The organism is Hyalangium versicolor (assembly GCF_020103695.1).
In the GTDB taxonomy this organism is placed as follows: domain Bacteria; phylum Myxococcota; class Myxococcia; order Myxococcales; family Myxococcaceae; genus Hyalangium; species Hyalangium versicolor.
Genome location: NZ_JAHXBF010000013.1, coordinates 66,418 through 89,231, shown reverse-complemented (window position 1 = coordinate 89,231; position 22,814 = coordinate 66,418). Strand labels below are relative to the sequence as shown.

16 protein-coding genes are annotated in these 22,814 nt (G+C 67.4%); 11 read left to right on the top strand and 5 right to left on the bottom strand.

Going from position 1 to position 22,814, the window contains the following annotated elements:
• Window positions 1–52: 52 nt before the first annotated feature.
• Window positions 53–1,042 (bottom strand): GlxA family transcriptional regulator, encoded by a 990-nt coding sequence (locus KY501_RS26395; protein WP_224366217.1) that lies wholly within the window; start codon window positions 1,040–1,042, stop codon window positions 53–55.
• A 72-nt stretch (window positions 1,043–1,114) separates the two neighbouring features.
• Here KY501_RS26395 and KY501_RS26390 point away from each other — a divergent pair, with 72 nt between their 5' ends.
• The 3 genes from KY501_RS26390 to KY501_RS26380 are packed head-to-tail and all read left to right on the top strand — an operon-like array spanning window position 1,115 to window position 3,569.
• Window positions 1,115–1,825, top strand: a complete 711-nt coding sequence (locus tag KY501_RS26390) for an SDR family oxidoreductase (RefSeq protein WP_224366216.1) — start codon at window positions 1,115–1,117, stop codon at window positions 1,823–1,825.
• A gap of 19 nt (window positions 1,826–1,844) precedes the next feature.
• Complete coding sequence (locus tag KY501_RS26385) at window positions 1,845–2,702, top strand: alpha/beta fold hydrolase (RefSeq protein ID WP_224366215.1); 858 nt, start codon at window positions 1,845–1,847, stop codon at window positions 2,700–2,702.
• Between the two features lie 36 nt (window positions 2,703–2,738).
• Window positions 2,739–3,569, top strand: a complete 831-nt coding sequence (locus tag KY501_RS26380) for an enoyl-CoA hydratase/isomerase family protein (RefSeq protein ID WP_224366214.1) — start codon at window positions 2,739–2,741, stop codon at window positions 3,567–3,569.
• A 19-nt stretch (window positions 3,570–3,588) separates the two neighbouring features.
• Here KY501_RS26380 and KY501_RS26375 read toward each other — a convergent pair whose 3' ends face one another.
• The 3 genes from KY501_RS26375 to KY501_RS26365 all read right to left on the bottom strand — a co-directional run bounded on the left by KY501_RS26375 (window position 3,589) and on the right by KY501_RS26365 (window position 9,293).
• On the bottom strand, window positions 3,589–5,730 hold the full coding sequence (locus KY501_RS26375; protein ID WP_224366213.1) for a caspase family protein: 2,142 nt from the start codon (window positions 5,728–5,730) through the stop codon (window positions 3,589–3,591).
• Window positions 5,731–5,998: 268 nt separating this feature from the next.
• Window positions 5,999–6,253: a hypothetical protein gene (locus KY501_RS26370; RefSeq protein ID WP_224366212.1), complete on the bottom strand. Its 255-nt coding sequence runs from the start codon at window positions 6,251–6,253 to the stop codon at window positions 5,999–6,001.
• A 166-nt stretch (window positions 6,254–6,419) separates the two neighbouring features.
• The gene (locus KY501_RS26365; protein ID WP_224366211.1) at window positions 6,420–9,293 is read right to left on the bottom strand and encodes a fused MFS/spermidine synthase; all 2,874 of its coding nucleotides are present in this window, start codon (window positions 9,291–9,293) and stop codon (window positions 6,420–6,422) included.
• Between the two features lie 43 nt (window positions 9,294–9,336).
• Here KY501_RS26365 and KY501_RS26360 point away from each other — a divergent pair, with 43 nt between their 5' ends.
• From KY501_RS26360 to KY501_RS26335, 6 genes are all read left to right on the top strand, one after another.
• Window positions 9,337–10,374, top strand: coding sequence for a sensor histidine kinase (locus KY501_RS26360; protein WP_224366210.1), 1,038 nt, complete (start codon window positions 9,337–9,339; stop codon window positions 10,372–10,374).
• Between the two features lie 9 nt (window positions 10,375–10,383).
• Window positions 10,384–11,826: a sigma-54-dependent transcriptional regulator gene (locus KY501_RS26355; RefSeq protein WP_224366209.1), complete on the top strand. Its 1,443-nt coding sequence runs from the start codon at window positions 10,384–10,386 to the stop codon at window positions 11,824–11,826.
• A 287-nt stretch (window positions 11,827–12,113) separates the two neighbouring features.
• Window positions 12,114–12,860 carry a Crp/Fnr family transcriptional regulator MrpC gene (gene mrpC / locus KY501_RS26350; RefSeq protein ID WP_224243812.1) on the top strand — a complete coding sequence of 249 codons (747 nt, stop codon included), beginning with the start codon at window positions 12,114–12,116 and terminating at the stop codon, window positions 12,858–12,860.
• 140 nt (window positions 12,861–13,000) lie between these two features.
• A complete protein-coding gene (locus KY501_RS26345; RefSeq protein ID WP_224366208.1) occupies window positions 13,001–14,833 on the top strand; it encodes a MutS-related protein in 1,833 nt (610 codons plus the stop codon).
• 2 nt (window positions 14,834–14,835) lie between these two features.
• Window positions 14,836–15,723 (top strand): LysR family transcriptional regulator, encoded by an 888-nt coding sequence (locus tag KY501_RS26340; protein ID WP_224366207.1) that lies wholly within the window; start codon window positions 14,836–14,838, stop codon window positions 15,721–15,723.
• Between the two features lie 113 nt (window positions 15,724–15,836).
• On the top strand, window positions 15,837–16,505 hold the full coding sequence (locus tag KY501_RS26335; RefSeq protein ID WP_224366206.1) for an O-methyltransferase: 669 nt from the start codon (window positions 15,837–15,839) through the stop codon (window positions 16,503–16,505).
• A gap of 132 nt (window positions 16,506–16,637) precedes the next feature.
• Here KY501_RS26335 and KY501_RS26330 read toward each other — a convergent pair whose 3' ends face one another.
• A complete protein-coding gene (locus KY501_RS26330; RefSeq protein WP_224366205.1) occupies window positions 16,638–17,663 on the bottom strand; it encodes an NAD(P)H-dependent flavin oxidoreductase in 1,026 nt (341 codons plus the stop codon).
• Between the two features lie 141 nt (window positions 17,664–17,804).
• On the opposite strand from KY501_RS26330, the gene KY501_RS26325 reads away from it, so the two are divergent.
• Both KY501_RS26325 and KY501_RS26320 read left to right on the top strand, forming a co-directional pair.
• Complete coding sequence (locus KY501_RS26325) at window positions 17,805–20,552, top strand: fused MFS/spermidine synthase (protein WP_224366204.1); 2,748 nt, start codon at window positions 17,805–17,807, stop codon at window positions 20,550–20,552.
• Window positions 20,549–22,798, top strand: coding sequence for a fused MFS/spermidine synthase (locus tag KY501_RS26320; protein ID WP_224366203.1), 2,250 nt, complete (start codon window positions 20,549–20,551; stop codon window positions 22,796–22,798). Before KY501_RS26325 ends, KY501_RS26320 begins: the two co-directional genes overlap by 4 nt.
• Window positions 22,799–22,814 lie beyond the last annotated feature (16 nt).

Below are 22,814 nucleotides of genomic sequence, written 5' to 3'. Positions count from 1 at the left end.
ACCGGCACGACTCTCGAGACCGTTCGCCACGTCGCACGCGCCGTCGTGCGCTTCATCCAGCCGGCGCACGTCGGCGCCGAGGTGACTCCCCCGTGAAGCGGCGAAAGACACGGCGGAAGGCCGCCGCGTCCGCGTAGCCCACCCGTGCAGCGACGTCCTCGACCGAGACGTGCGTCGTCTCGAGAAGATGGACGGCACGGCTCACGCGGATGCGCTGCACGAACTCGTGCGGCGTCATTCCGAGACTGGCGTGGACTCGGCGCGCGAGCGTGCGTGGAGACAGCGCGGCCACGCGGGAGAGCTCGTCCAGAGACAGTTGACGGCCGACGTTCTGGAAGATGAAGCGTTCGACCGCTTGCAGCGCGGGGTCGGACACGCGCAGATGCTCCGTCACCATGTAGCGCGCCTGGGACGGCCGCTCGTCGAGCACAAGGTAGCGCGCCACGAGATGCGCCACGGAAGGTCCCAGCAGCCGCGCGGCGATCGCGAGCATGAGGTCGGCGTGGGCCAGCGAGGAGCCCGCGGTCAGGATGTCCCCAGCGTCGACCACCATGCGGTCGGCCGAGAGCGACACCCGGGGGAATCGCCGCGCGAACTCCGGCACGAGCCACCACGACGTCGTCGCGGACTGTCCATCGAGGAGACCGGACGCGGCGAGCACGAACGTGGCCGAGCACGACGCGGCGAGCATCACGCCCTTGGCGGCTGCCTCTGGAAGGAGGCCCGCGGCACGTCGCGCGTCCTCGCGAGCCAGCAACTGCTCGACGGTTCGCCCGCTGGCGGAGAACAGCCCGGGCAAGACGACGACATCGCCCTTGCGGAGGCCTCGAAGACTGAACGCCCCTTCCACGGCGATGGTGCGCCCAGCGGCGGAACGCACCGGCTGGCCGTCGAGTGAAACCACGCGCTGGGACAGCGCCTTCGTTCCACGAGGGATAGGGGTCCGCCCAGCCTCGGCGAGGAACGACGCCGTGCTGACGACGTCGAGCGCCACGCCGAGCGAGCCGTCAGCAACGCCTTCCAGGAGCAAGTGCACGAACATATGGCAAGGATAGACCGAACATTGTCGATTCTGCCACTGGCTCGAACCGCGCGTCGTTGCGAAAAGGAGGTCATGAACATTCAGCAATCCGTCGCGCTCGTCACGGGCGCCAGCCGGGGCCTCGGTCTCAGCATCGTGAAAGCGCTGGTCGAGCGCGGCGCCAGGAAGGTCTACGCAGCAGCTCGCACTCCCACCCCGAGTTCCATCGCCGGCGTCGTGCCAGTGGTCCTCGACGTGACGAAGCCCGATACCATCGCGGCGGCGGCTCGCGAGCTCGGCGACGTCACCCTTGTCGTGAACAACGCCGGCGTCCTGCGAACACGCAGGCTGCTTGCGGGAGACATCGTCGCGAGCGCGCGCGAGGAGTTCGAGACTAATTTTTTCGGGCTCCTCGCGGTGAGTGAGGCCTTCGCACCCGTCCTCGCGAAGAACGGCGGCGGCGCGATTCTCAACGTTCTGTCGGTGCTCAGTTGGGTGGCACCGCCCGGCTCGGCGACCTACTGCGCCTCGAAAGCCGCGGCGTGGGCGCTGACCAACGGACTACGGGCAGAACTCGAGCCGCAAGGCACGCAGGTGACCGCCGTGCACGCCGGCTACATCGACACGGACATGGTGCGCGAACTCGATGTCCCGAAGGTGCGGCCAGAGGAAGTCGCGCGACTGGCACTGGAGGGTGTGGAGGCTGGCGCCGACGAGGTGCTCGTCGACGAGCTCACAAGGCGGGTGAAAGACGGCTTGTCACGCGGGCTGTATCTCCGTCCCCCCTCGAAACCGACTCGCTGAGCGAGCGAAAGGACCCAACATGACCATGAAAATCGGGCAACTGACTGCTCCCAACCTGACTCTCGAAGCGGCCAACGGCGTGAGGTACGCCTACCGGCGGTTCGGCAAGAACGACGGCTCGGCGACGCCGCTCGTGTGCTTCGTTCACTATCGCGCCAATCTCGACAACTGGGACCCGGCCCTGGTCGACGCGCTCGCTGAAGAGCGTGAGATCATCCTGATGGACAACGTCGGCGTCGCGGGCTCGAGCGGCAGGACGCCGGACACGGTCACCGAGATGGCTCACGGCGCCATCGCCTTCGTCGATGCGCTCAAGCTGGCGCGTGTCGACCTCCTGGGCTTCTCGCTGGGTGGCTTCGTGGCGCAAGAGTTCGCCCTGATGAGGCCCCATCAGGTGCGCCGCCTGGTCCTCGCCGGAACGGGCCCCCAAGGCGGCGAGGGCATGCACATGTACGTGCCGGAAGTGCTCGAGATCGCGCTGCGCGAAAAGATCGACGCGGAGGCAATACTGACCATCTTCTTCGAAAAATCGGAGTCGAGTCGCGCCAAGGGCCGCGAGTTCATCGCGCGCCTTCGCCTGCGGCAGACCGATCGAGACGTTGCCGTGACCCGGGAGACGACCCACGCGCACCTGACCGCCATCTCGACCTGGGGTATCCCGGACGCGTCGAAGCTCTCGCGCCTCGCGGCGATCAAGCAGCCGACGCTGGTGGCCAACGGCGACAACGACATCATGGTACCGACGACCAACTCCTACCTGATGGCCCGACACCTTGCGAATGCACAACTGCGAATCTACCCGGACGCTGGGCACGCATTCTTGTTCCAGTATCCAGAAGAGTTCGCTGCTGACGTGAACCGCTTCCTCGGCCGCTAGCCGGAACGTTGAGCAAGGCAATCCCAGGAGCGCAAAATGAGCGAGCAAAGCACCGTGAGCGTCGAACGCTCGACGCCGAAGATCGCAACCATCACGTTCTCGAACCCAGCCGCGAACGTCATCGTGCCAGAGACAGTGAAACGGCTGCACGAGCTTGTCGTCGAGCTCTCGAATGACGATCAAGTACAGGTCGTCATCTTCACGAGCAGCACCAGCGGCTTCTACTTCAACCATTTCGATCTGCGGCAAGCCGACAAGTTCCCGTTCACGCCGGGCCCAGGCTCCGTCCCGGCCTGGGTCGACCTGGTGATTCGCCTCTCGAAAGCACCCTTCGTGAGCATCGCGAAGATTCGTGGACGAACCCGCGGAGGCGGCAACGAGCTCGCTCTGGCCTGCGATCTGCGCTACGCGAGCCGCGAGCACGCCAGCTTCGGACAGCCGGAAGTCGGCACCGGCATCGTGCCCGGGGGAGGTGGCAGCGAACGCCTTCCACGCCTCATCGGGCGTGACCGCGCCCTCGAAGCGATCCTCACCAGCCAGGACTACGACGCGGAACTCGCCGAGCGATATGGCTGGGTCACGCGAACCTTGCCCGACGTCGAGCTCGATCGCTTCGTGGACCAGCTCGCGGCCCGACTGGCTTCGTTCGACAAGGCCGTCATGACGGCCGCCAAGGCCCAGATCAACCGGGCGTCACTGCCCCCGGACGCCGACTTTGCAACAGCCTATGGGGAGTACACGAAGTCGCTGACGCAACCTGGCTTCCAGACGAGCTTCGCGCGGCTCGGTAAGCACTTCGCCGCGAAGGGCCTCGACGTCGAGCTTCGGCTCGGCGAGTACCTCGGCATCGTCGACGAGCCCCGCTGAAGCAGGCGCGCCGCGCTGTTCAGATACGAAGGCCGAAGAGCAACCCGAGCCACATACGGTCCGGGTTCTCGCCCTTCCCCACCGTCCACTGAGGCATCCAGCTGATCCAGCGGTCCTCGAGCTCTTCGGGCACGTCGTAGAGGTTCACCGAAACTCCGCCAAACAGGGCGAGCCTCCGCTTCAGCTCCCGGCCCACCATCAGCCGCGTCCGGATCAGATGATTTTTGGGGGCGTTGCCGAAGATATGCGTGCTCCACGAGCCATAGCTCATGTCCGTATCCAGGTAATACGACGGAGTCAGGTTGAAGTGCAGTCCAAGCCCCAGGAACAGGAAGGAGCGGTACGTCTTCTCCCAGGGCTGGACGCCTTCGACGAGCAACACGTAGACGCGCTGGCTGCCGTACTTCAAGCCCACGCTGACGGGGGAAATGTCGTCCGCCCACACCTCGAAGGCCAGCCGCCCCTTGCGCACGATGCTGAGCGCGCCGATGGGCACCGTCACATCCTCGGCGATGTTGAGCAGCCCCAGCTGCAAGCCCCGCACCTCGTTGCCCACGTTGAGCAGGCCAATCTGCGATCCGGAGACATCCCCGGCGATGTTGACGAGGCCCACCTGCACGCCCCTCAGCACCTCCGTCGCGTTGACGATTCCGGCCTGCATTCCACGCATCGCCGCATCCGTCCGGTTGGCGGTGACGCTCATCTGCAGCCCGGTGAAGGAACCCTCGGCGATGTTGACCAGGCCTGCCAGTTGCACGCCCTTGCCATCGCCGAACGCGAGGTTCCCGCCGAGCGCCGCCTGCCCTCCCCACACCTCGCCGCCCGCCACGTTGACGAGCCCCGAAGCCTGGAGCCCCTCCATCGTCCCATCCACCCAGGTGACGCCACCGGACACCGCCATGCCACGGACCTGGAGCGAGCGCGCGCTGAAGAAGCCCAGTGAGACATGGTTCAGGCTGCGGGGTCCCCACAGCGTGTTCGTGGCCAGGGGAGGCAGCAAGGACAGGTTCAGCGGCACGGTGGGCGCGTCCACGGAGCTCCGCTCCTCCTCGGGCGCCGCGCCTCCGCCGCGCTGGGCGGTGTGCGTGAGCGTCATGGGCACGAAGTCCCCCGCGTTCAGCTCCGCCTCCTCGCGGCCAGCCACCACCAGCTCCGCCTCGAAGCGCTGCTGGGGACGCTCCAGGGTGACGTGGTAGCGGCCCGGCTCCAGGCCGAGCGACAGACGCCGCCCCGCGGGCTTCTGTAGCTCCGCCACGAGCTGATTGCCCCAGTTGCGCACGAAGAGCCGGCCCTCCACCTCCGGCGCCAGTCCCATCCGGGCCTGCGAGCCGCGGAGATCCGTCATCACCAGATCGCCACTGCCCGCCAGCTGGATGTCATAAGCCGCATGCTGGGGCCCCCCCTGGGTGCTCTCCGTGCGCGCGAGCGTCTCGTGGTAGGCGAACTGGTAGGCCTCGTCCAGCGTGACGCGGTTGTCTCCGTTCGTGTCCGCGGCGCCGCGCAGGCCAGAGAGCAGGAAGTACGTGAAGAAGGAGGCACCAATGGAGTCCGCCTCCTGCGCCACCTCGTCCGCGGAGCTGGAGGCCAGAAACGCGTGCCCACGCACCTGTGACGAGACGTCCGAGAGGAAGGCCAGCCGGTGCGCGCCTCCCTTGAAACGGGTGAGCGCGCCGGAGCCACACGAGTCGAGGATGGCGATGCGCACATCCACCGGGATCTCGGAGAGCAGCCGGCGCAGGTCCGTGTAGGAGAGACGCTCTCCGCGCGGCAGCAGGCCGTCCGCATCCGAGTGCCCCGAGTAGTAGAGCACCAGCTCGCGCCGAGCCTCCCGAGAGGGGTTACTGGAGATGAGCTGGCGCATCCGATCGAGCGCCGACACCAGCGAGCTTCGATCCGCCTCGAGCACCAGCAGCCGATCCCCTACGGACACCCCGCCCAGCTCTTCCAGCACCCGAGAGACGGCCATTGAGTCCGAACTGGCGTAGCGCAGCCGCTCGCGCCCGGCCCCTCCCTCGCTCGAGCCGATGATGAGGGCATAGCGCCGGATGGCGGCACGCGGCTCCTCGGACGGAGCGGCAGCAGCCGTGGCTGCCACCATCAACCCCAGCGTGCCCAGCAGCGCGGCCACGCGTCTCCACCCGTCGGCGGCTCTCTCAACCATGAGTCATGACCGCGATCCCCGGACCGGACCGCCCCAAGCCCTCTCCTTACTCCAAGCCTCCGCTCGGGCGCGAGTCCCCCGCGCCGAGTCAGAACCTGTCCGACAAGCACACAGGTTCGTTCCGCTCGCGCCCGACAGGGGCAGCTCTCGGGGCGGATCATCGGCCCGCAAAGCAGAAAGGCGGCCGGGATCCCTTTCGGGCCCGTGCCGCCTTCCCCTGCCAGCGAGCTGCCCCGCCGAAGCCGGGCTCCCACCGACTCAGCGAGAACTAGTAAGCGTTGTTCTCGGCGAAGCTCTTCATCGTCTTCTTGTTCAGGGTGTCGTTGGAGCTGGCACCGTCGTTGGACACGCTGGAGTTACCAGCGAGCGCCGCGGCGGAGGCGCCGAACAGCTTGCGGATGTTGTCGCCGAACAGCGTGATCACGCCGATCGCCGCGATCGCGATCAGGGCCACGATGATGATGTACTCGGTCATGCCTTGACCACGAGCCTTGCGCAGCTGCTTCTTCGGAAGGGCCTTCATGAGTAACTCCCTGGGGGTATTGGCGGTGGGGAAACGGCACCCTTCAATGTCGAGGGCAGGCGGACAGTAGAGGGATCAGACTCCGCGTACTATCGGTCATCGGGAGGATGGCTGGAAATGTCCGTAATCCCAGGAATTTAAGTCACACTGGAAGGCCTGGGAGGGCTCAGGGAGCCCCCGGAGCTGCCACTGTGGGGGTAGGACCTGGGGCGTTACAGTCCTGTGGCACCACCTCGCAGAGTGCCGCGAGGGCCTTGGTCAGCTCAGAATCCTCGGGGTGAGCGCGCAGATGTTGCTGCCCCAGCGCGACGGCCTCGGAGAGCCCGGAGACGGGCGTCCACGCGGTGCGCGAGGCCCAGGCCCGAGCCGTCACCAGCCGCAGCCAGGCAGAGACGAAATGGCGATCCTCGCGCCCCTGATCCAGCGCGGGGGCGAGCACTGACTCGGCCAGGGCCAGGTCCTTCTGGGCGAGCGTGGTGTTGGCCAGCGCCAGCCGTGCCTCCAGGCTGTCCGGGGCGAGCGAGAACCAGAGCGCCGCGGCGCCGCGCAGGAGCGGATCATTGAGGGCGTGGTTGCGATCGAGGTTGCGGTACAGGGCAGCTGCCTGCTGGGCGGTGGGCGGATGCTCCTGGAGGTAACGGTGGATCCACAGCCGTGAGCCTCCATCCGGGCCCCGGCGCTCGTCGTGGACACGCGTCTCCTGGTTCTGGAGGAAGAAGGCCACCGGAGCAGCGTACTCGAGCAGGTTGCGGTCATCCGTGTTGATGGGGCCCGCTCCAGCGAACTCGCCCTGCCCCGCGTCGCTGTGCACCTGCTTGGCGAGCAGGCCGAACACGTCGTGGATGTCGGCACGGGCCAGATCCTCACGTACCTCTGGGAGCGCCATGCGCTCGGCCACCTGGCGCGCGTCGAAGGTCAGCGGCTTGCGGCTGGCGACGAGGATGAGGTCCGTGGGGCCCAGCCAGGTGGTGGCGTAGGGGAACGTCTCGCGCAGGGTGCGCATGACGAGCTTGAGGATCTCCTCGCTGCTCTCGTAGGTGTGGATCCACTGCACCAGGATGCCGTCGTCGGTGAGGTGCTGATCCACGGTGCGGAAGAAGTCCCGCGAGAAGAGGCCCGAGACGCCCGCCACCCAGGGGTTGGACGGCTCGCTGATGACGAGATCGTACTGGAGCGGCGCGAGCGCCATGAACGTCTTGGCATCGTCGATGTGGACGTGCGTGCGCGGATCATCCACGGCGTTGCGGTTGAAGGCCTTGAAGAGGCGAGCCGCTTCGACGACGGCGGGAGAGATCTCCACCATGTCCAGACGCTTGACGGGGTGGGCCAGCACGGAGCCGGCGGTGACACCCGAGCCGGCGCCGACGATGAGCACATTCTCCGGAGGGCGCGGGTGCAGCAGCATGCCCAACTGGCCCAGGAGGATCTGCGTCTCCATATCCAGGCCGCTGGAAGCATCCACCTTCCCGTTGAGCTTCATGAACCGGTGCCCGTTCTTCAGCTCTCCCACGAGAACGGTGGCGAAGGTGTCGTCCTGGTAGAAGAGCGGCTGGATGCTCCGCTCGAAGCTGGAGACGGCCGCGGCATAGGTCTCGGGCGGCGCCTCGCGCATGCGGAACGAGGTGATGCCCGACAGGGCGACGGCCCAACCGCGCATGGGCAGCAGGAACAGCAGCCCACAGGCTACGCCGATGCCCAGGGGCCAGAAGGCTCGGACGGGTTGGGCAGGACGGCTCGGGACGGCGGCAAAGGCCACACCGGCCGCCACCAGGTGGCCCACCAGCCCGGCGATGAAGTTGCCCTCCATGCCCCACCACGGCATCAGCACCAGCCCGCCGAGTGCGGCACCGGTGATGGTGCCCACGGTGTTCCACAGGTAGACGCCGCCGAGTTGCCGCCCCACCTCGGCCACCTTCGCGGTGGCCACGCGCGCCGCCGCCGGGAAGGCCGCGCCCATGAAGAAGGTGGGCACCAGCAGCACCACGCAGCAGAACGCGAAGGTGAGGAACTGGAAGTAGGGCCACGTGTCCAGCGAGCGGTTCATCATGAACTGCGCTTTACGGAACAGGTACGGCAGCCGGACGTAGAGCGGCAGCGCCATGCACACGCTCGCCACCAGCGCCACCTGCAGCCACGCGAAGAGGCGCAGGAGGTCTCCCCTGCCCTTGCGCGTCATCAGCCAGAAGCTGCCCAGGCCGATGCCCAGGATGAACGCCGTGAGGATGAGCGTGAAGGCGTACGTGGAAGCGCCCAGGACGATGGACAGCAGGCGGATCCACGTCACCTGGTAGAGCATCGAGGTGAAGCCGGACAGCGCCACGCCCAGCAGCGCGGCCCTCACCGCCGCGTGGGGATAGGAGAGCGAATCCCCGTCCTCGGCGGCGGCTCCGTCGGCTGGAGCGCCCTGGCCCTGGGTGAGCGCGGGCGGATGCTTGCGAGCCAGCGCCAGCGCCCCGAGCGCCAGTAGGATGTTGAGGCTCGCGGCCAGCTTCGCCGACAGGGACAGGCCCAGCGCCGGCACCAGGCTCACACCCGCGAGGAACACGCCCAGTGCGGCCCCCAGGCTGTTGACGGCGTACAGGCGAGCCAGCTCGCGCCGCACATGGGCCAGCGAGGCGGAGAAGTGCCGCACCAGCGCCGGCAGCGTGCCTCCCATCAGCATGGTGGGCACCACGAGGGACAGCGCCGCCAGCCCCAGCTTGGGCACCACCCGCACCCCATCCGGCACCTTTACCGCCACGGACAGGTACGCCGCGCTCAGCACCTGGAGCACCGAGGGGAACAGGAGCGCGTAGAGCCCCACCCCCAGCTCCAGCAGGCCGTACATGGCCAGGGGGTTCTTCACCCGGTCAGCTGTTCGCCCGAAAACATATGCCCCCAGTGCCAGCCCGCCCATGAAGGTGGCGAGCACCACGGAGTGCGCCTGCCCGCTATTCCCCAGGACATTGGCGAGATACTTGGACCAGACGAGCTCGTAGACGAGGGCGGTCGCCCCGGACAGGAAGAGGAAGCTTGAAACCAGATTCTTCGGAAAGCCCATGGGGACAGGGCGGAACCTTACTCGTTATGTTCTGGGCCGACCAATGAACGCCCAGCTCCTGCAAGCACTCCAGCTCGTCTGGTCTCCAAGCCTCCGGGTCACCCGCGCCGAGGGTGACTGCGTCGCCGTGCTTCGCCGCCCCGCCGCGGAACTTCAGGATGTGCCGCTGCACTTAGCCCTGGGCATCACCCCCGAGCGCGCCCACGAGTTGGACGCCCGCGCCCGGGAGGATCGCCGCGCCGTGGAGTTCATCTCCGCCCGGATCGGCCCCAAGCCCCGCCCGCCAGAGGCCGAGCGTCAGGGCCCCTCGCTCGAACACCCGCTCTCCCGCCATGACGAGCCCGCGCCGCTCCGCCTCGTGCTGGGCCTGGAGGCAGGCGAGCCCACGGCCATCATCCAGGATCTGGATGGGTTGCTGGACGGGGCCCCACCGGTGCAGATCTCCAAACTCTCTTCCTCGCTCAGCCATGAGATTCGCAACCCGCTCAGCTCCGTGAAGATGGCGGTGCAGACACTGCAACGGAACACGACCCTGTCGGACCGGGACAAGCGCCGCTTGACGATCGCCAATCGGGAGATCCGCACCATGGAGCGGATGCTCTGGCTGCTCTCCGAGTACGGCCGCGACAGCGTGCCCAACATGGATCAACAGCCGCTGCGCACCGTGGTCCAGGAGGCCCAGGCCATGGTGGCGCCCGAGATGGCCGAGCGCCGCATCGAGCTGAAAGTCGAGGAGGATCCGGAGCTACCCCGGGTGCGGGTGGATGCCACACGACTGAGGCCGGTGCTCGCCCAGCTCCTGCTCAACATCTCCATGGGCCAGCCCGAGGACTCCCACGTGAACGTCCAGTTGCGTCGAGGCCCCGAGGGCCGACCTCTGATGGTGCTCAAGGACTCCGCCGCCGCCCTGCCCCCGGAGGAGCGAGGCACGCTCTTCGAGCCCTTCGGCTCTCGCTTGGCACGGGGGGCAGGCCTCTCCCTCGCGGCGCTCCGACGTGTCATGCTCAACCAGGGGGGTGACATCTCCGCCGAGGGAAGCTCGGAGCCAGGAATGGTGTTCACACTCACCTTTGCCGTGTGAGTGAGCTGCATGGAGACCCTTCTCATCATCGATGACGACGTGGGGCTCCTGGAGAATCTCCAGATGCACTTCGAGGAGATCCTCCAGGATGGCGCACCGCGCTATCACGTGGTGACGGCCACCAACGCCGCCGCGGGCCTGAAGGCCGCCCAGGATGCCATGCCCAGCGTGGTCATCCTGGACATGATGCTGCCGGACCGCAGCGGCCTGGAGATCATCGAGGAGCTGAAGACGCTGTGCGGCGACGCGCGCATCATCCTCGTCACCGCGCACCACGACATGGAGACGACGATCCGAGCCATGAAGGCCGGAGCGTTCGACTACATCCACAAGCCCTTCCCCGAGCCGGCCGCGCTGGATCTCGTCGTCGAGCGGGCGCTGGAGTATCGGCAGCTCTCGCGCCGCGCCGCCTCGATGAGCGTGGAGAACGCGGCCGCGCGCCTGGGCGACATCGTCGGCACCAGCCCGCTCATGCAGCAGCTCGTCAAGGAGATCGGCAAGGTGACGAGCAGCCGCGCCACGGTGCTCATCAACGGCGAGAGCGGCACGGGCAAGGAGCTGTTCGCCCGCGTCATCCACAACTACTCGTACGACGAGACCAAGCCCTTCATCGGCATCAACTGCTCGGCCATCGTGGACACGCTGCTGGAGAGCGAGCTGTTCGGCCACGAGAAGGGCTCGTTCACCGGGGCCACCAGCACCAAGCCGGGCAAGTTCGAGCTGGCCGAGGACGGCACCGTCTTCCTGGACGAGATTGGCGACATGTCGCTCATGCTCCAGGCCAAGCTGCTGCGCGTGCTGCAGGAGCGCGAGTTCGAGCGCGTGGGTGGCGTCAAGCGCGTGAAGCTGCGCGCCCGCATCATCGCCGCCACGCACCGCAACCTGGCCGACGAGGTGGCGGCCGGGCGCTTCCGAGAGGACCTCTACCAGCGTCTCAAGGTCATCACGATCACCATCCCACCCCTGCGCGAGCGCCGCGAGGACATCCCCCTGCTGGTGCACCACCTGCTGGAGCGCATCAACGAGAAGGTGCACAAGCGGGTGACGCGGGTGCCTCCGGAGGTGCTCGAGCACCTCTCCCGGCTGCCCTGGCGCGGCAACGTGCGAGAGTTGGAGAACGTCCTCACCCGCGCCGTGGTGCTGGCTCCGGGCGAGGTGCTGCTGGGAGACGATCTGCCTGCCCTGGAGGCCGGGGCCCCCGAACCGGGCCGCGCCACCGCCACTCCCACCCCGGTGCCCCTCCTGACGGCCCCGGCGGTGGACGACGCCAGCCAGATCCCCACCCTGGAAGAGGCCGAGCGCATGTTGATCCAGCGCGCCATGGCCGTGACCAAGGGCCACAAGGGCAAGGTTTGCCAGATTCTTGGAATCAGCCGGCCGACCTTGGAGCGCAAGCTCCAGAAATTCGGGCTTTCCCAGTCGGTCCCCTCGTCGCTCGGTGGACAGGGCTAGCGTCGCGTGCAGGCACGTCTCGTTCAGGACAGTGTCGCAGCGCCGACAGAGCCCCCTGGAAATTGAACGTTTCGTTCACGTTGATCAGACTGTTTGAACGTTCTGTTTCAAGTTTTGGACACAGCGCTCGCCACAAATTGGACCTTGATCGCTAAGTACGCGGCATTGCTCGGTTTGTTACCCCGGAGGCATTTCATTCCGGGGTTGGCACAAAGCTTGGAAAGAAGGTTCCTCGTTCGGCACTCCGGGATTCCTCCCCACCCACCTTGTTCGCAGGAGAGTACTCAATGCACGGCTTCAACCGTCCCCTCGGTCCCATCGGTTCCAACGTCGTTGCCCCGCTGCAGACCACCAGCTCTGGAATGATGGTGACCGCGAACAAGATCGTCCCCGGCCAGGAGGCGATCGACTTCAAGGGCTACTTCAAGGTTGAGTCCTTCCCGCACAACTCGGTCATCTATCGCTATGGCGACACGACGGACCGCGTGTACCTGCTGAAGTCGGGCCGCGTGCGGCTGATGCGAGTGGGCAAGAACGGCACCCGCTCGGTGGTGAGCATCCTTCGCCCTGGCGAGATCTTTGGTGAGGTGTTCCGCCCCGAGGGCACCACCATCGAGGAGATGGCGGTGGCTTCCGGCGAGGCCGAGGTGTGGTCCATCGAGGGCCGTGACTTCCGCGCTCAGCTCGAGGCCCGCCCGGCGCTGGCCCTGGACGTGGTTCGCGCCTACGCCGAGCGCGTGCGTGCACTCCGCAAGCGCGTGCTGGGCCTGACGTTCAAGGAGGTTCCGGCCCGCCTGGCGGACACCCTGCTCACCCTGGTCGAGGCGCACGGCGAGCGCTGCCCGCACGGCGGTGAGACGGACCTGCGCGGGATTACCCAGCAGGACCTGGCGGATCTGGTGGGCGCGTCCCGCTCGTTCGTGTCCACGCTCATCAACGAGATGAAGCGCGAGGGCGTGCTCGGCAACGTGGGCCGCATCCTCTGCGTGCGTGACCAGAAGGCGCTGCGGAAGATCGCTGGCAAGGAGAAGTAATCCCTGACAGCCCCCTGAGAGTGAACGAACGAATGGGCTCGGCCGCGAGAAGCGGTCGGGCCCGTCGTGCTTTTGGGGCCCGTAAGGCTCGCGGCGCCGCTATCCTGCCGGGCCTCGATCAGCCACCACGCCCGGGATCCATGACTGCCCCAGCCGAGTCCACTCCTCACCGCACGTACACCGAGCGCCGCGCCGCCGCCCAGGCCAGGCTGGCCGTGTTGGATCGGGTCAGCGCGCGCTATGCGAACCTCCGAGGCCTCACGTTCCTGGGAGCGGCGGGCATCGCGGGCCTCACCGGCTTTGGGAAGCTGCCGAAGCCCTACTGGTGGGCAGTGGTGGGGGCCATCGTCTTCTACGCCGTGCTCGCCGTGCTGCACCACTATGTGTTCCGCCGCGAGGCGCGGGAGCGGCTGTACGTCACGTTGAACGAGCGGGGCCTGGCCCGGCTGAGTGGAGCGTGGCGCGAGTTCATGGACCGTGGGGAGCGCTTCCTCTCCTCTTCGCACCTGTACACGCCGGACCTGGATGTGTTCGGCCAGGCCAGCCTCTTCCAGTTGTTGAACGAGACGGCGACGAAAGCGGGCGAGGAGCGGCTCGCATCCTGGCTGTCGAGCTCGGCCTCGGCCGAAGAGGTGGTGGCGAGACAGGGAGCAGCCCAGGAGCTGGCGCCGCTCGTGGCGTTCCGGCAGGACGTGTGCGTGGAGGCGCGGGTGGTGTCTCGGGAGAAGGCGGATCCGAGCCACTTCATTCAATGGGCCGAGGCGGGTCCGTCGCTCGACTCGATCCGCTGGTCACGGCCGCTGGCGATCATCCTGCCGCCCATCACGCTCACACTCTACGTGCTCGGCCAGTTCAGCGTGGTTCCGGGGTGGGTGTGGTGGTTGGGACTCTTCGTGCAGCTCGGGATAGCGATGGCCACGCTCCGGACGCTTCGGGAGATGGAAGCGAAGATGTCCGCCGGAGAGGAAGGCTTCGTGCGCTATGCGCCCCTCTTCGCCCGAGTGGAGGGCCAGGAGGTTCGCCACCCGTTGCTCCAGCGGCTCCAGTCTGGCCTGCAGCGTCCGGGCGAGCCCCGGGTGTCCGCGCACTTCCATCGCTTCAGCCGGCTGTACTCGTGGGTGGAGTTCAAGCGGCACCAGTTCCATCCCCTGGTGCACCTGTTCACGCTGTGGGACATCCACGCGCTGTTCGCGCTGGAGAACTGGCGGGCCAAGCACGGCAAGGAGGTGCGCCGCTGGTTCGAGGCGCTCGCGGAGCTGGAGGCACTCTCGTGCCTGGCGGGCTTCGCGCACGATCGGCCGGCCTTCGTCTGGCCCGCGCTGGTGACTGAGGGGCCAAGGGTGGAGGCGAAAGAGCTGGGCCACCCGCTGCTGGACAGCCCGGTGCCCAACGACGTGTCTCTGCCGGGGCCTCGGCACGCGCTGCTCATCACGGGCTCGAACATGTCCGGGAAGACGACGCTGATGCGTGCGGTGGGTGCCAACGTGGTGCTGGCGCTAGCCGGAGCGCCCGTGTGCGCGCGGGAGTTCACGCTGTCTCCGCTCCAGGTGCTCACGAGCATGCGGGTGAAGGACTCGCTGGAGCGAGGCGTGTCCTACTTTTACGCGGAAGTGCAGCGCATCAAGGCCGTGCTGGACGCGGCCCAGGCGGCGAAGGGACAGAGCCTGTTCCTTCTCGATGAGATCCTCCTGGGCACGAACACGCGCGAGCGGCAGATCGCCTCTCGCGAGGTGCTGCGGCTGCTGCTGGGCACGGGAGCCTGCGGGGCAGTGACGACGCACGATCTGTCCCTGGCTGCGCTGGCGGACGAGCCGGGAGCGCACGTGGTCAACGTCCACTTCCGAGACCATCTCGAGGGCGAGAAGATGGTGTTCGACTACAAGCTGCGGACGGGGGTGGTGGACACGACCAATGCGCTCCGGGTGCTGCGCATGGCGGGAGTCCCCGTCACGGAGGCCGAGCCATCGACCTGAACTTGCTCATCGCCCTGGACGCCCTTCTCCGGGAGGGCAGCGTCACCGGAGCCGCCCGGCGGCTGAACCTCAGCGCTCCGGCCATGAGCCGGACCCTGGCGCGCATCCGCGAGGCCGTGGGAGACCCGATCCTGGTTCGAGCAGGCCGCAAGCTCGTCCCAACGCCTCATGCCCTGGCGCTTCAGAGTCGCGTGCACGAGACCGTGGAGCAGGCCTCCGGGCTGCTGAGGCCAAGCAGGCCCCTGGAGCCCTCGACGCTCGAGCGCGTCTTCACCCTGAGGGCGGGCGATGCACTGGCCGGAATGCTCTCCGAGCCGCTCATCCGCCTGTTCCAGGCCGAGGCGCCCCGAGTCGTGGCGCGCTTCGTCCCCGAGGGAGAGGAAGACGTCGGAGCCCTCCGAGATGGCCAGGTGGACCTCGATCTGGGCGCCATCGGTCCCATGGGCCCTGAGGTGCGGGTCCAGGCCCTGTTCCGAGACCGCTTCGTCGCCGTCGTGAGGCGTGGCCATCCGCTGCTGCGAGGCCGCTTCTCGCTCAAGCGGCTGGCCGAGCATCCGCACATCTCCGTCTCCCGGCGCGGGAAGCTGCGTGGGCCGCTGGACGACCTCCTCGAGGAGGCGGGCGTCACGCGGCGGGTGGTCCTGACCCTCCCCTCCATGTTCGCCGCGCTGGCGGCCGTCGCTGGCTCGGACATGGTCGCGGCCGTCTCGGAGCGTTTCTCGGAGCACTTCCGGGACACGCTGGGCCTGGAGAAGATCCCCCTGCCCGCGAGCCTGCCCGTGATGACCATCTCGCAAGCGTGGCATCCGCGTTTCGATGCGGACCCGGGCCATCGCTGGCTCCGCGAGTGCGTTCGCCGCGTGTGCCCCACGATGAAGTCCCGAGCGTAGAGGAGCCTTCCCAGATTGCGTCCCGTGCAATCATTCAGTGCATGAGTTGCACTGGTGGCAAGTCTGCTGGCCGGACAAGAGTTCTCCCGAACCTTGAAGCACGGAGAACTCACATGCCCCATTCACTGAAGACTCCCGCCATCGCCTCGGTGCTCGACCGACTCTTCACTGAAGCCGAGAAGAATGACCCCGCCATCCTGGCTCCCCTCGCGGAGGAGACCCGCCGCCAAGGGGGAGCACTGGATGATCGCAAGCTGGCTGGAGCACTGAGCCAGGCGTTCATTCCCGTCTCCCGAGACGTGGGACAACTGCTCTACATGATGGTCCGGACCAGCCGCTCCCGGCATGTGGTCGAGTTCGGGACCTCGTTTGGGATCTCGACGATCTTCCTCGCCGCGGCGCTGAAGGACTCTGGCGGAGGCAAGGTGATCACCACCGAGTTGGAGCCTCACAAGGTGCGCCGGGCTCGAGAGCACATCGCGGAGGCCGGGCTCTCGGAGTTCGTCGAGGTGCGCGAGGGCGACGCCCGGGAGACGCTGCGTGACGTGGCTCCGGAGATCGACTTCGTGCTGCTCGACGGGTGGAAGGGGCTATACCTCCCGGTCCTCCAGCTCCTGGAGCCGAAGCTGCGCCGAGGCACCCTCCTCGTCGCGGACGACATCGAACTCATGCCGGAGATGGTCGCGCCCTACGTCCAGTACGTGCACAGCGAGGACAGCCCCTACCTCGCGGTGAAGGTGCCGATGGGCGACGGGCTGGACGTCGCCATGTGGACGCGCTGAACTCTCGCGGACAGGAAGACCCCCTGTCGGGCGCGACCGGAACGAACCTGTATCCTAGTCCTACAGGTTCGGAAACAGCCTCGCCCGAGGGGGCACCTTGCCCCAAGCCATGTGCCCCTGTGCCGCCGAGCGCTACCGGAGGGCCGCTAGAGTGGCCTCGGACTCGGAGACCAGCGCACGGACCAGGTCCGCAGCGGACACATCCCGGCTGAGCGCCGCAGCCTGCCCCGCCCAGAGCGCCATGAGCCGGGTATCCCCTTGCTTTGCCGCTGCGCCCCTCAAACCGATCGTGGCGTAGTGCTGAACGGGAAACGGGAGAATGGCCTCACTGTCCGAGAGCGTCTCGATGAACTCGTTGGAGATCATCCGGCCCGGGCGTCCCGTGAACGCGCGGGTGATGCGCATCGAATCATCACGAGCCCCCCGGAGCGCCGTCTTGTGAGCCGGCGCGGTGCCAGCCTCGCGGCACGTCATGAAGGCCGTGCCGAGCTGCACCGCCACCGCGCCGAGCACCCGGGCAGCCAGGATGCCCCGGCCATCCATGATGCCTCCGCTCGCGATGACCGGGAGCTTCACGGCATCGACGACCTGTGGGACGAGGGCCATCGTCCCCACCAGGCCCGCCTCGAAAGGAACAGCGAAGGTGCCTCGATGGCCGCCCGCCTCCGAACCCTGGGCGACAATGAAGTCCACGCCCGCAGCCTCGAGCTGCCGTGCCTCCTCGACGTTCGTAGCCGTTCCCGCCACCAGGATGCCGCGTGACTTGAACGCCTCAAGCACATGGGCCGGCGGGATGCCAAACGTGAAGCTGAAGAGGGCGGGAGAACACTCGAGCACCGCCTCGACCTGCTTGAAGAAGTCCGGAAGCGCGGTCGCGGGAGACTGGGGCGCAGGAAGCCCGAGCTGCTCGTGATAGCGCGCCAGGATCGCCAGCATGGGAGCCGGATCCGCGCCGGGAGCGCTCACAGGAGCGAACAGGTTGATGGCAAACGGCCGCTGCGTGAGCGCACGCACCGCCTGGGCCTGCCGAACGATCTCCTCGGGCCGCAGATAGGAGGCTCCCATCGAGCCCAACCCACCCGCGTTCGAGACCGCCGCCACCAGCTCGGGCGTGGTGATACCTCCGCCCATGGGAGCCTGGATGATCGGATGCGCCACACCAAGCCGCTCCGGAAACCTGCGCCACGCACTGGAATCCGCCACAGGGCACCTCCCGCTTCCTTTCCTGGCATAAACCCGAATGCCCAGCAACCAGCCGGGCAGAGGGCCCCGCTCCTGTGGCATCCTCGCGACACCCACATGGCCGCCCCCGCTTCCGCCCCCACCGCACAACATTGGGTGCTGCGTCTCTTCTTCGTTTCGGGCCTCTCGGGGATCCTCTTCGAGGTCCTCTGGACGCGGATCTTCACGTACCTGCTCGGGGGCACCACCCACAGCGTCACCGCCGTCATCACGGCGTTCATGCTTGGGCTCGGGCTGGGCTCCTACCTCTTCGGGAGGATCTCGGACCGGCAGACCCAGCCCCTGCGCCTCTATGGCCTGCTCGAACTCGGAGTCGCCTTCAGCGGGCTCCTCGCGTTCTATGCCTTCCGCCACATCGAATCGCTCTACTCGGCCCTCTATGCCTGGGCGCCGCAAGCGACCATCAAGTGGCTCGTCTTCTTCATCGCCTTCGTCTTCGTCTCGCTCTCGGCCACGCTCATCGGCGGCACCCTGCCCGTGCTCGCACGGTACGTGGTGGATCGGGACGATGGGTTGAAGGCCCGGCTGGGCCAGCTCTACTCCATCAACACCCTGGGAGCGGCCGCGGGCGCCATCCTCATGATCGGGCTGGTGTGGGTGCTGGGCTATGAGGTGGGCTACCACCTCGCGCTCATGCTCAACGCCGTGACGGGATTGGGAGCCCTGCTCCTGTCCCGCCGCCACGGCCCGACACCCACCACGCTCACTGAAGCGTCCCCCGCCCCTGCGCCTTCCCCCGAAGCGGGCGAGACGCTCGACGGCCGCATCCTCCTGCCCGCCTTCGCGGTGTCCGGCTTCTGTGCGCTCGCGTACGAGGTCATCTGGTTCCGCCTGCTCGACTTCCTCCTGCTGGGCCGGTTGACCACCTTCGCCTGCGTCCTGTCCGTGTACCTGCTGGGCATCAGCCTGGGCAGCCTCGCGTTCAGCCGCTGGAGCCCCGCGGGCCTGAGCGATCTCAAGCTCTTCGTGGCCTTCGAGACCGTGCTGGGATTCCTCGGGCTCCTCAGCCTGCCGCTGCTGTCCGTGATCAGCGGAGCAGGCCACCGCTCGCTCAGCATCGCCGTGGGCTTCCTCATCCTCTTCGCCATGACGCTGCTGCTCGGCGGCCTCTTTCCCCTGGCGGGCAAGCTCCACGCGGCGCCGCTGCGCCTGCTGGGGAGATCCGTGGGCAGCATCTACTCGGCGAACACCGCGGGCTCGGTGCTGGGCTCGTTCCTGACGGGCTTCGTGCTCTTCCCGGCCATCGGCACATCGGCGACGCTCCTGCTTGTCGCCATGCTCAACCTGGCCGTCGCCGTGGGCGTGGCGGGCCTCGCGATCCGGCCCATGAGCGCCAAGTGGCTCGGGATGGGTGCGCTGCTCACGGCGGTGGGGCTGGCGGGCTGGCTCGGAGACGACTGGCTCACGCGCTACTACGAGCACGTGAGCCTCCGCCCGGACTTCCACATCATCGCCGAGAGAGAGAGCAGCCTGCAGCCCGTGATGGTGGCCGAGAACCCCCAGGGAGAGCGAGTCCTCCTCGGAGGCCCCTTCCAGTCCGGCGAGACCGTGCCCGCGCGGCGGCAGACGCAGAAGCTCCAGGCGCATCTGCCAATGCTCGTCCACTCGAACCCGCAGCGGGTGCTGGAGATCGGCTACGGCGTGGGCGAGCTCGCGCGGACGCTGCTGCTCTACCAGCCGGAGTTGCTGCACCTCGTCGAGCTCGACGAAAACATGGTCCCCATGGCCGAGCAGTACTTCGGAGCGCTCAACGAGCACGCCAGCACCCGGCCCAACGTGCGCGTGGACGTGATGGACGGCCGGCACTTCCTGAAGATGAGCCAGGAGCAGTACGACGTCATCATGTCGGACTCGATGATCCTCGCGAGCGAGGGCAGCCTCCGGCTCTACACGGAGGAGCACTTCATCGAGGCGCGCAAGCATCTGCGTCCTGGAGGCGTGGCGCTCGCGTGGCTGCCGCTCAACGCGGGAACCACGAAGGCGATGGTCATCCTGAAGACCTTCCAGAAGGTCTTCCCGCAGAGCCTGCTCTGGCTGCCGCTGGGCCTCAACACACAGGAGGCGTTCATCGTCGGCTTCCGGGACGAGGCGCGGATCGATCTGGCGGCCTGGCAGCAGAAGTTCGACCACGTGGCGCGCGCGGATCTCGGGGCCTTCGGCTGGGATTCGCCGGGGCTCTTCTTCGCCAGCTTCCGAGCCGGGCCGGAGCGGCTGAAGGAGATCGCCGACCGGGTCCCCCTGCTGAACCGGGACATGAACCCGGTGCTGGATTTCCTCCCCCAGGAGACACCCGCTGAGATCGATGCCGCCGTCCGGCAGCTCATCGCCGCGCCGCCGGGCTCCGTCTTCGCTCACTTGCAGGCCAGCGCCTCGCAGAGCCAGGAACTGGAAGCACTGCGGGACGAGACCCGGCGCGTCCACGAGGCGGACCAGATCTTCTTCCAAGGTGTCGAGACCCTCGATCGGTTCGGAGCCCGGCCGCCGGAAGAGGTGCTGGCGAACGCCGAGGCGCTGACGGCCGACTTCCGCAAGGCGCTCGAGGTGTACCCCCGGCACCACGCCGCCGCCGTGTGGATGGCCCAGGTGCTGGGGCTGGCGGCGAAGGTGCAGCCCCCGCTGGATCCCGACCGTACTCGCGGGCTCCTGGAGGAAGCCAGCCGCTACAACCCGTCGGACCTCGCGGTGGCCGAGGCGCTCGCGCGATTGGCGCTCGAGAGAGGTGACAAGGACGAGGCCCACAAGTACATCGAACGGGTTCGCACGCTCGCGCCCTACTCCCGGCTCGCCGCCACGGAGATTCCATGACTGAAGCTCCCGCCACGCTCAGCCGCCCTCGCTTCCGCTTCCTGTGCGCGCTCCTGTTCTGCACGGGGATGACGTCGCTCATCTTCCAGATCATCTGGCTGCGGGGCTTCAGCATCATCCTCGGCAGCACCATCTATTCGATGGCGTGCGTGGTCACCGTCTTCATGCTCGGTTTGGCGCTCGGGAGCCTGGCGATGTCCCGGCTGCTGAAGAACGGTCAGCGGCTGGCGGCGAGTCCGCTGGCGGCCTATGGCACGGTGGAGCTGTTGGTGGGGCTCAGCTCGCTGCTCGTGACGTGGACGCTCTTCACCCACCAGAACTTCTACCTCTCGCTGTCCGGCTCGCCCAACTCGCCGCTGCTGTCCCGTGTGGCCGCGCAGTTCTCGGTGTGCCTGGGGCTCATCGGCATCCCGACCGCGCTCATGGGGATGACGCTCCCGCTGCTGAGCCAGCTCGTAGTGGACCGGAGACAGGTGTCCGCGCTCTACGGTGTGAACACCATCGGCGCGGCCACGGGGAGCATCATCTCCAGCTTCGTCCTCATCTACTACCTCGGCTGCATCCGGGCCGGCGCGGTCGCCACGGCGATCAACGCCGTCATCTTCGCCGTGGCCCTGGCGAGCAACCGCTTCTTCCCACCCGTTCCCCAGTCCGCCACGGAGGAGCCAGCCCCGAGCCCTTCCAACACTCCCGAGGGCCGGATGCTGAGCCGCCCGCTGATGCTGGCGCTCGCGCTGTTCTCGGGCTTCGTAGCGCTCTCCTGCGAGATCACCTGGACGCGCTTCCTGTCGCTGTGCTTCGGCAACCGCATCTACGTCACGAGCATCACCCTGGCGATCATCCTGCTCTTCATGGGCCAGGCGGCGCGAATGAGCAGCGCCATGCTCCGAGGGACGACGCCGCTGTGGCGCATCCTCCTGTACGCGTGCTCGCTGACGGTGATCTCCTTCGCGGCGGCGCTCCTGCTGGAGCGCTCGGCCTTCCAGCCGACGCAGCCGGGGCTCGTGGTGGCCTTCATCCTGCTGATGGTGGTGTTCCCAGCCACGACGCTCGGGTTGATCTTCCCGCTCACGCTCGCGGCGCGGCCAGCCGGGGTGACAAACGGGGCGAGCTGGGTGGGGCTCGTATACGGCATGAACACGCTGGCCAGCCTCATGGGCTCACTGGCGAGTGGCTACGTGCTCATCAACTTCATCGGCTCGAATGGTCTCATCGCCTTCAACTCCGTGCTGCTGCTGATCGCCCTGGCGGGGCTGGCGTACGGCTTCCGCCCGCAGTTCCGGCTCACGGACCATGCGCTGGGCGGAGTGGCGGTGCTCGCCTTCCTGGCCATCATCGCGCCACGGAGCCTCCAGGTGCCGCCGGTGGTGGATGCCGACAAGGCCGTGGTGCGGAGTGAGGACGCGCACGGCATCTTCAGCGTGGTGCGCGTAGACGACAAGCGGCTCCGGGTGCTGAACAACCGGACGGACCTCGTGTACCTCTACGGAGAGGCCAGCACGCAGTATGTGCAGGAGACGCAGGCCTTCCTGCCCATCCTCTACGCGCCGAAGTTGGACAAGGTGCTGAACATCGGCCTGGGCTACGGCATCACGGCAGGCGCGTTCTCACGCGTGTCGGAGGTGAGCTCCATCGACGCGGTCGAGATCGTCCCGGCGCTTGTGGACCACACGAAGCTGTTCAGCCCGGGCAACCACGACTACTTCTCCAATCCTCGCGTGCGGATCCACGTCACGGATGGGCGCCACTTCCTGGCGACGACGCCTGACCGCTACGACATCATCTCGATCAACGTCACGGATCCGTACCTGCCGGGGACCTCGAGCTTCTACAGCCGCGAGTTCTACGAGCTGGCGCGCTCGCGGATGACACCTGGGGGCGTGCTGGCACAGCACATCTTCGGGCCGGACATGGCGGCGCTATACCACGGCATCCACGAGGTGTTCCCGTACGTGAAGGGCATCCCCTCCTACGGGAACGGAATGACGGTCATCGCCTCGATGGAGCCGCTGCAGCCGCGCCAGCGGGACCTCTTCATGCAGCACTACGACGAGGGCCGCGCGCTGCTGGGGACCATCGGCATCAAGGACGGGATGGCCGGCTTCGAGCGGCTGGTGGCCATGGGGGACGAATCGCTCAAAGAGCTGTCCTCCCGGGCCCCCGAGTTCGAGAACAGCGACGACATGCCGGTGCTGGAGTTCCGCCGGCTGCCGGGCCAGGTGGGCCTCTTCCACTCGAACAACTGAAGAGGCTCCGGCCGCG

Excerpts from the sequence above, each read along its gene's own strand:
- KY501_RS26395 (WP_224366217.1), bottom strand. The coding sequence starts at position 1,042 with ATGTTCGTGCACTTGCTCCTGGAAGGCGTTGCTGACGGCTCGCTCGGC.
- KY501_RS26390 (WP_224366216.1), top strand. The coding sequence starts at position 1,115 with ATGAACATTCAGCAATCCGTCGCGCTCGTCACGGGCGCCAGCCGGGGC.
- KY501_RS26385 (WP_224366215.1), top strand. The coding sequence starts at position 1,845 with ATGACCATGAAAATCGGGCAACTGACTGCTCCCAACCTGACTCTCGAA.
- KY501_RS26380 (WP_224366214.1), top strand. The coding sequence starts at position 2,739 with ATGAGCGAGCAAAGCACCGTGAGCGTCGAACGCTCGACGCCGAAGATC.
- KY501_RS26375 (WP_224366213.1), bottom strand. The coding sequence starts at position 5,730 with ATGGTTGAGAGAGCCGCCGACGGGTGGAGACGCGTGGCCGCGCTGCTG.
- KY501_RS26370 (WP_224366212.1), bottom strand. The coding sequence starts at position 6,253 with ATGAAGGCCCTTCCGAAGAAGCAGCTGCGCAAGGCTCGTGGTCAAGGC.
- KY501_RS26365 (WP_224366211.1), bottom strand. The coding sequence starts at position 9,293 with ATGGGCTTTCCGAAGAATCTGGTTTCAAGCTTCCTCTTCCTGTCCGGG.
- KY501_RS26360 (WP_224366210.1), top strand. The coding sequence starts at position 9,337 with ATGAACGCCCAGCTCCTGCAAGCACTCCAGCTCGTCTGGTCTCCAAGC.
- KY501_RS26355 (WP_224366209.1), top strand. The coding sequence starts at position 10,384 with ATGGAGACCCTTCTCATCATCGATGACGACGTGGGGCTCCTGGAGAAT.
- mrpC (WP_224243812.1), top strand. The coding sequence starts at position 12,114 with ATGCACGGCTTCAACCGTCCCCTCGGTCCCATCGGTTCCAACGTCGTT.
- KY501_RS26345 (WP_224366208.1), top strand. The coding sequence starts at position 13,001 with ATGACTGCCCCAGCCGAGTCCACTCCTCACCGCACGTACACCGAGCGC.
- KY501_RS26335 (WP_224366206.1), top strand. The coding sequence starts at position 15,837 with ATGCCCCATTCACTGAAGACTCCCGCCATCGCCTCGGTGCTCGACCGA.
- KY501_RS26325 (WP_224366204.1), top strand. The coding sequence starts at position 17,805 with ATGGCCGCCCCCGCTTCCGCCCCCACCGCACAACATTGGGTGCTGCGT.
- KY501_RS26320 (WP_224366203.1), top strand. The coding sequence starts at position 20,549 with ATGACTGAAGCTCCCGCCACGCTCAGCCGCCCTCGCTTCCGCTTCCTG.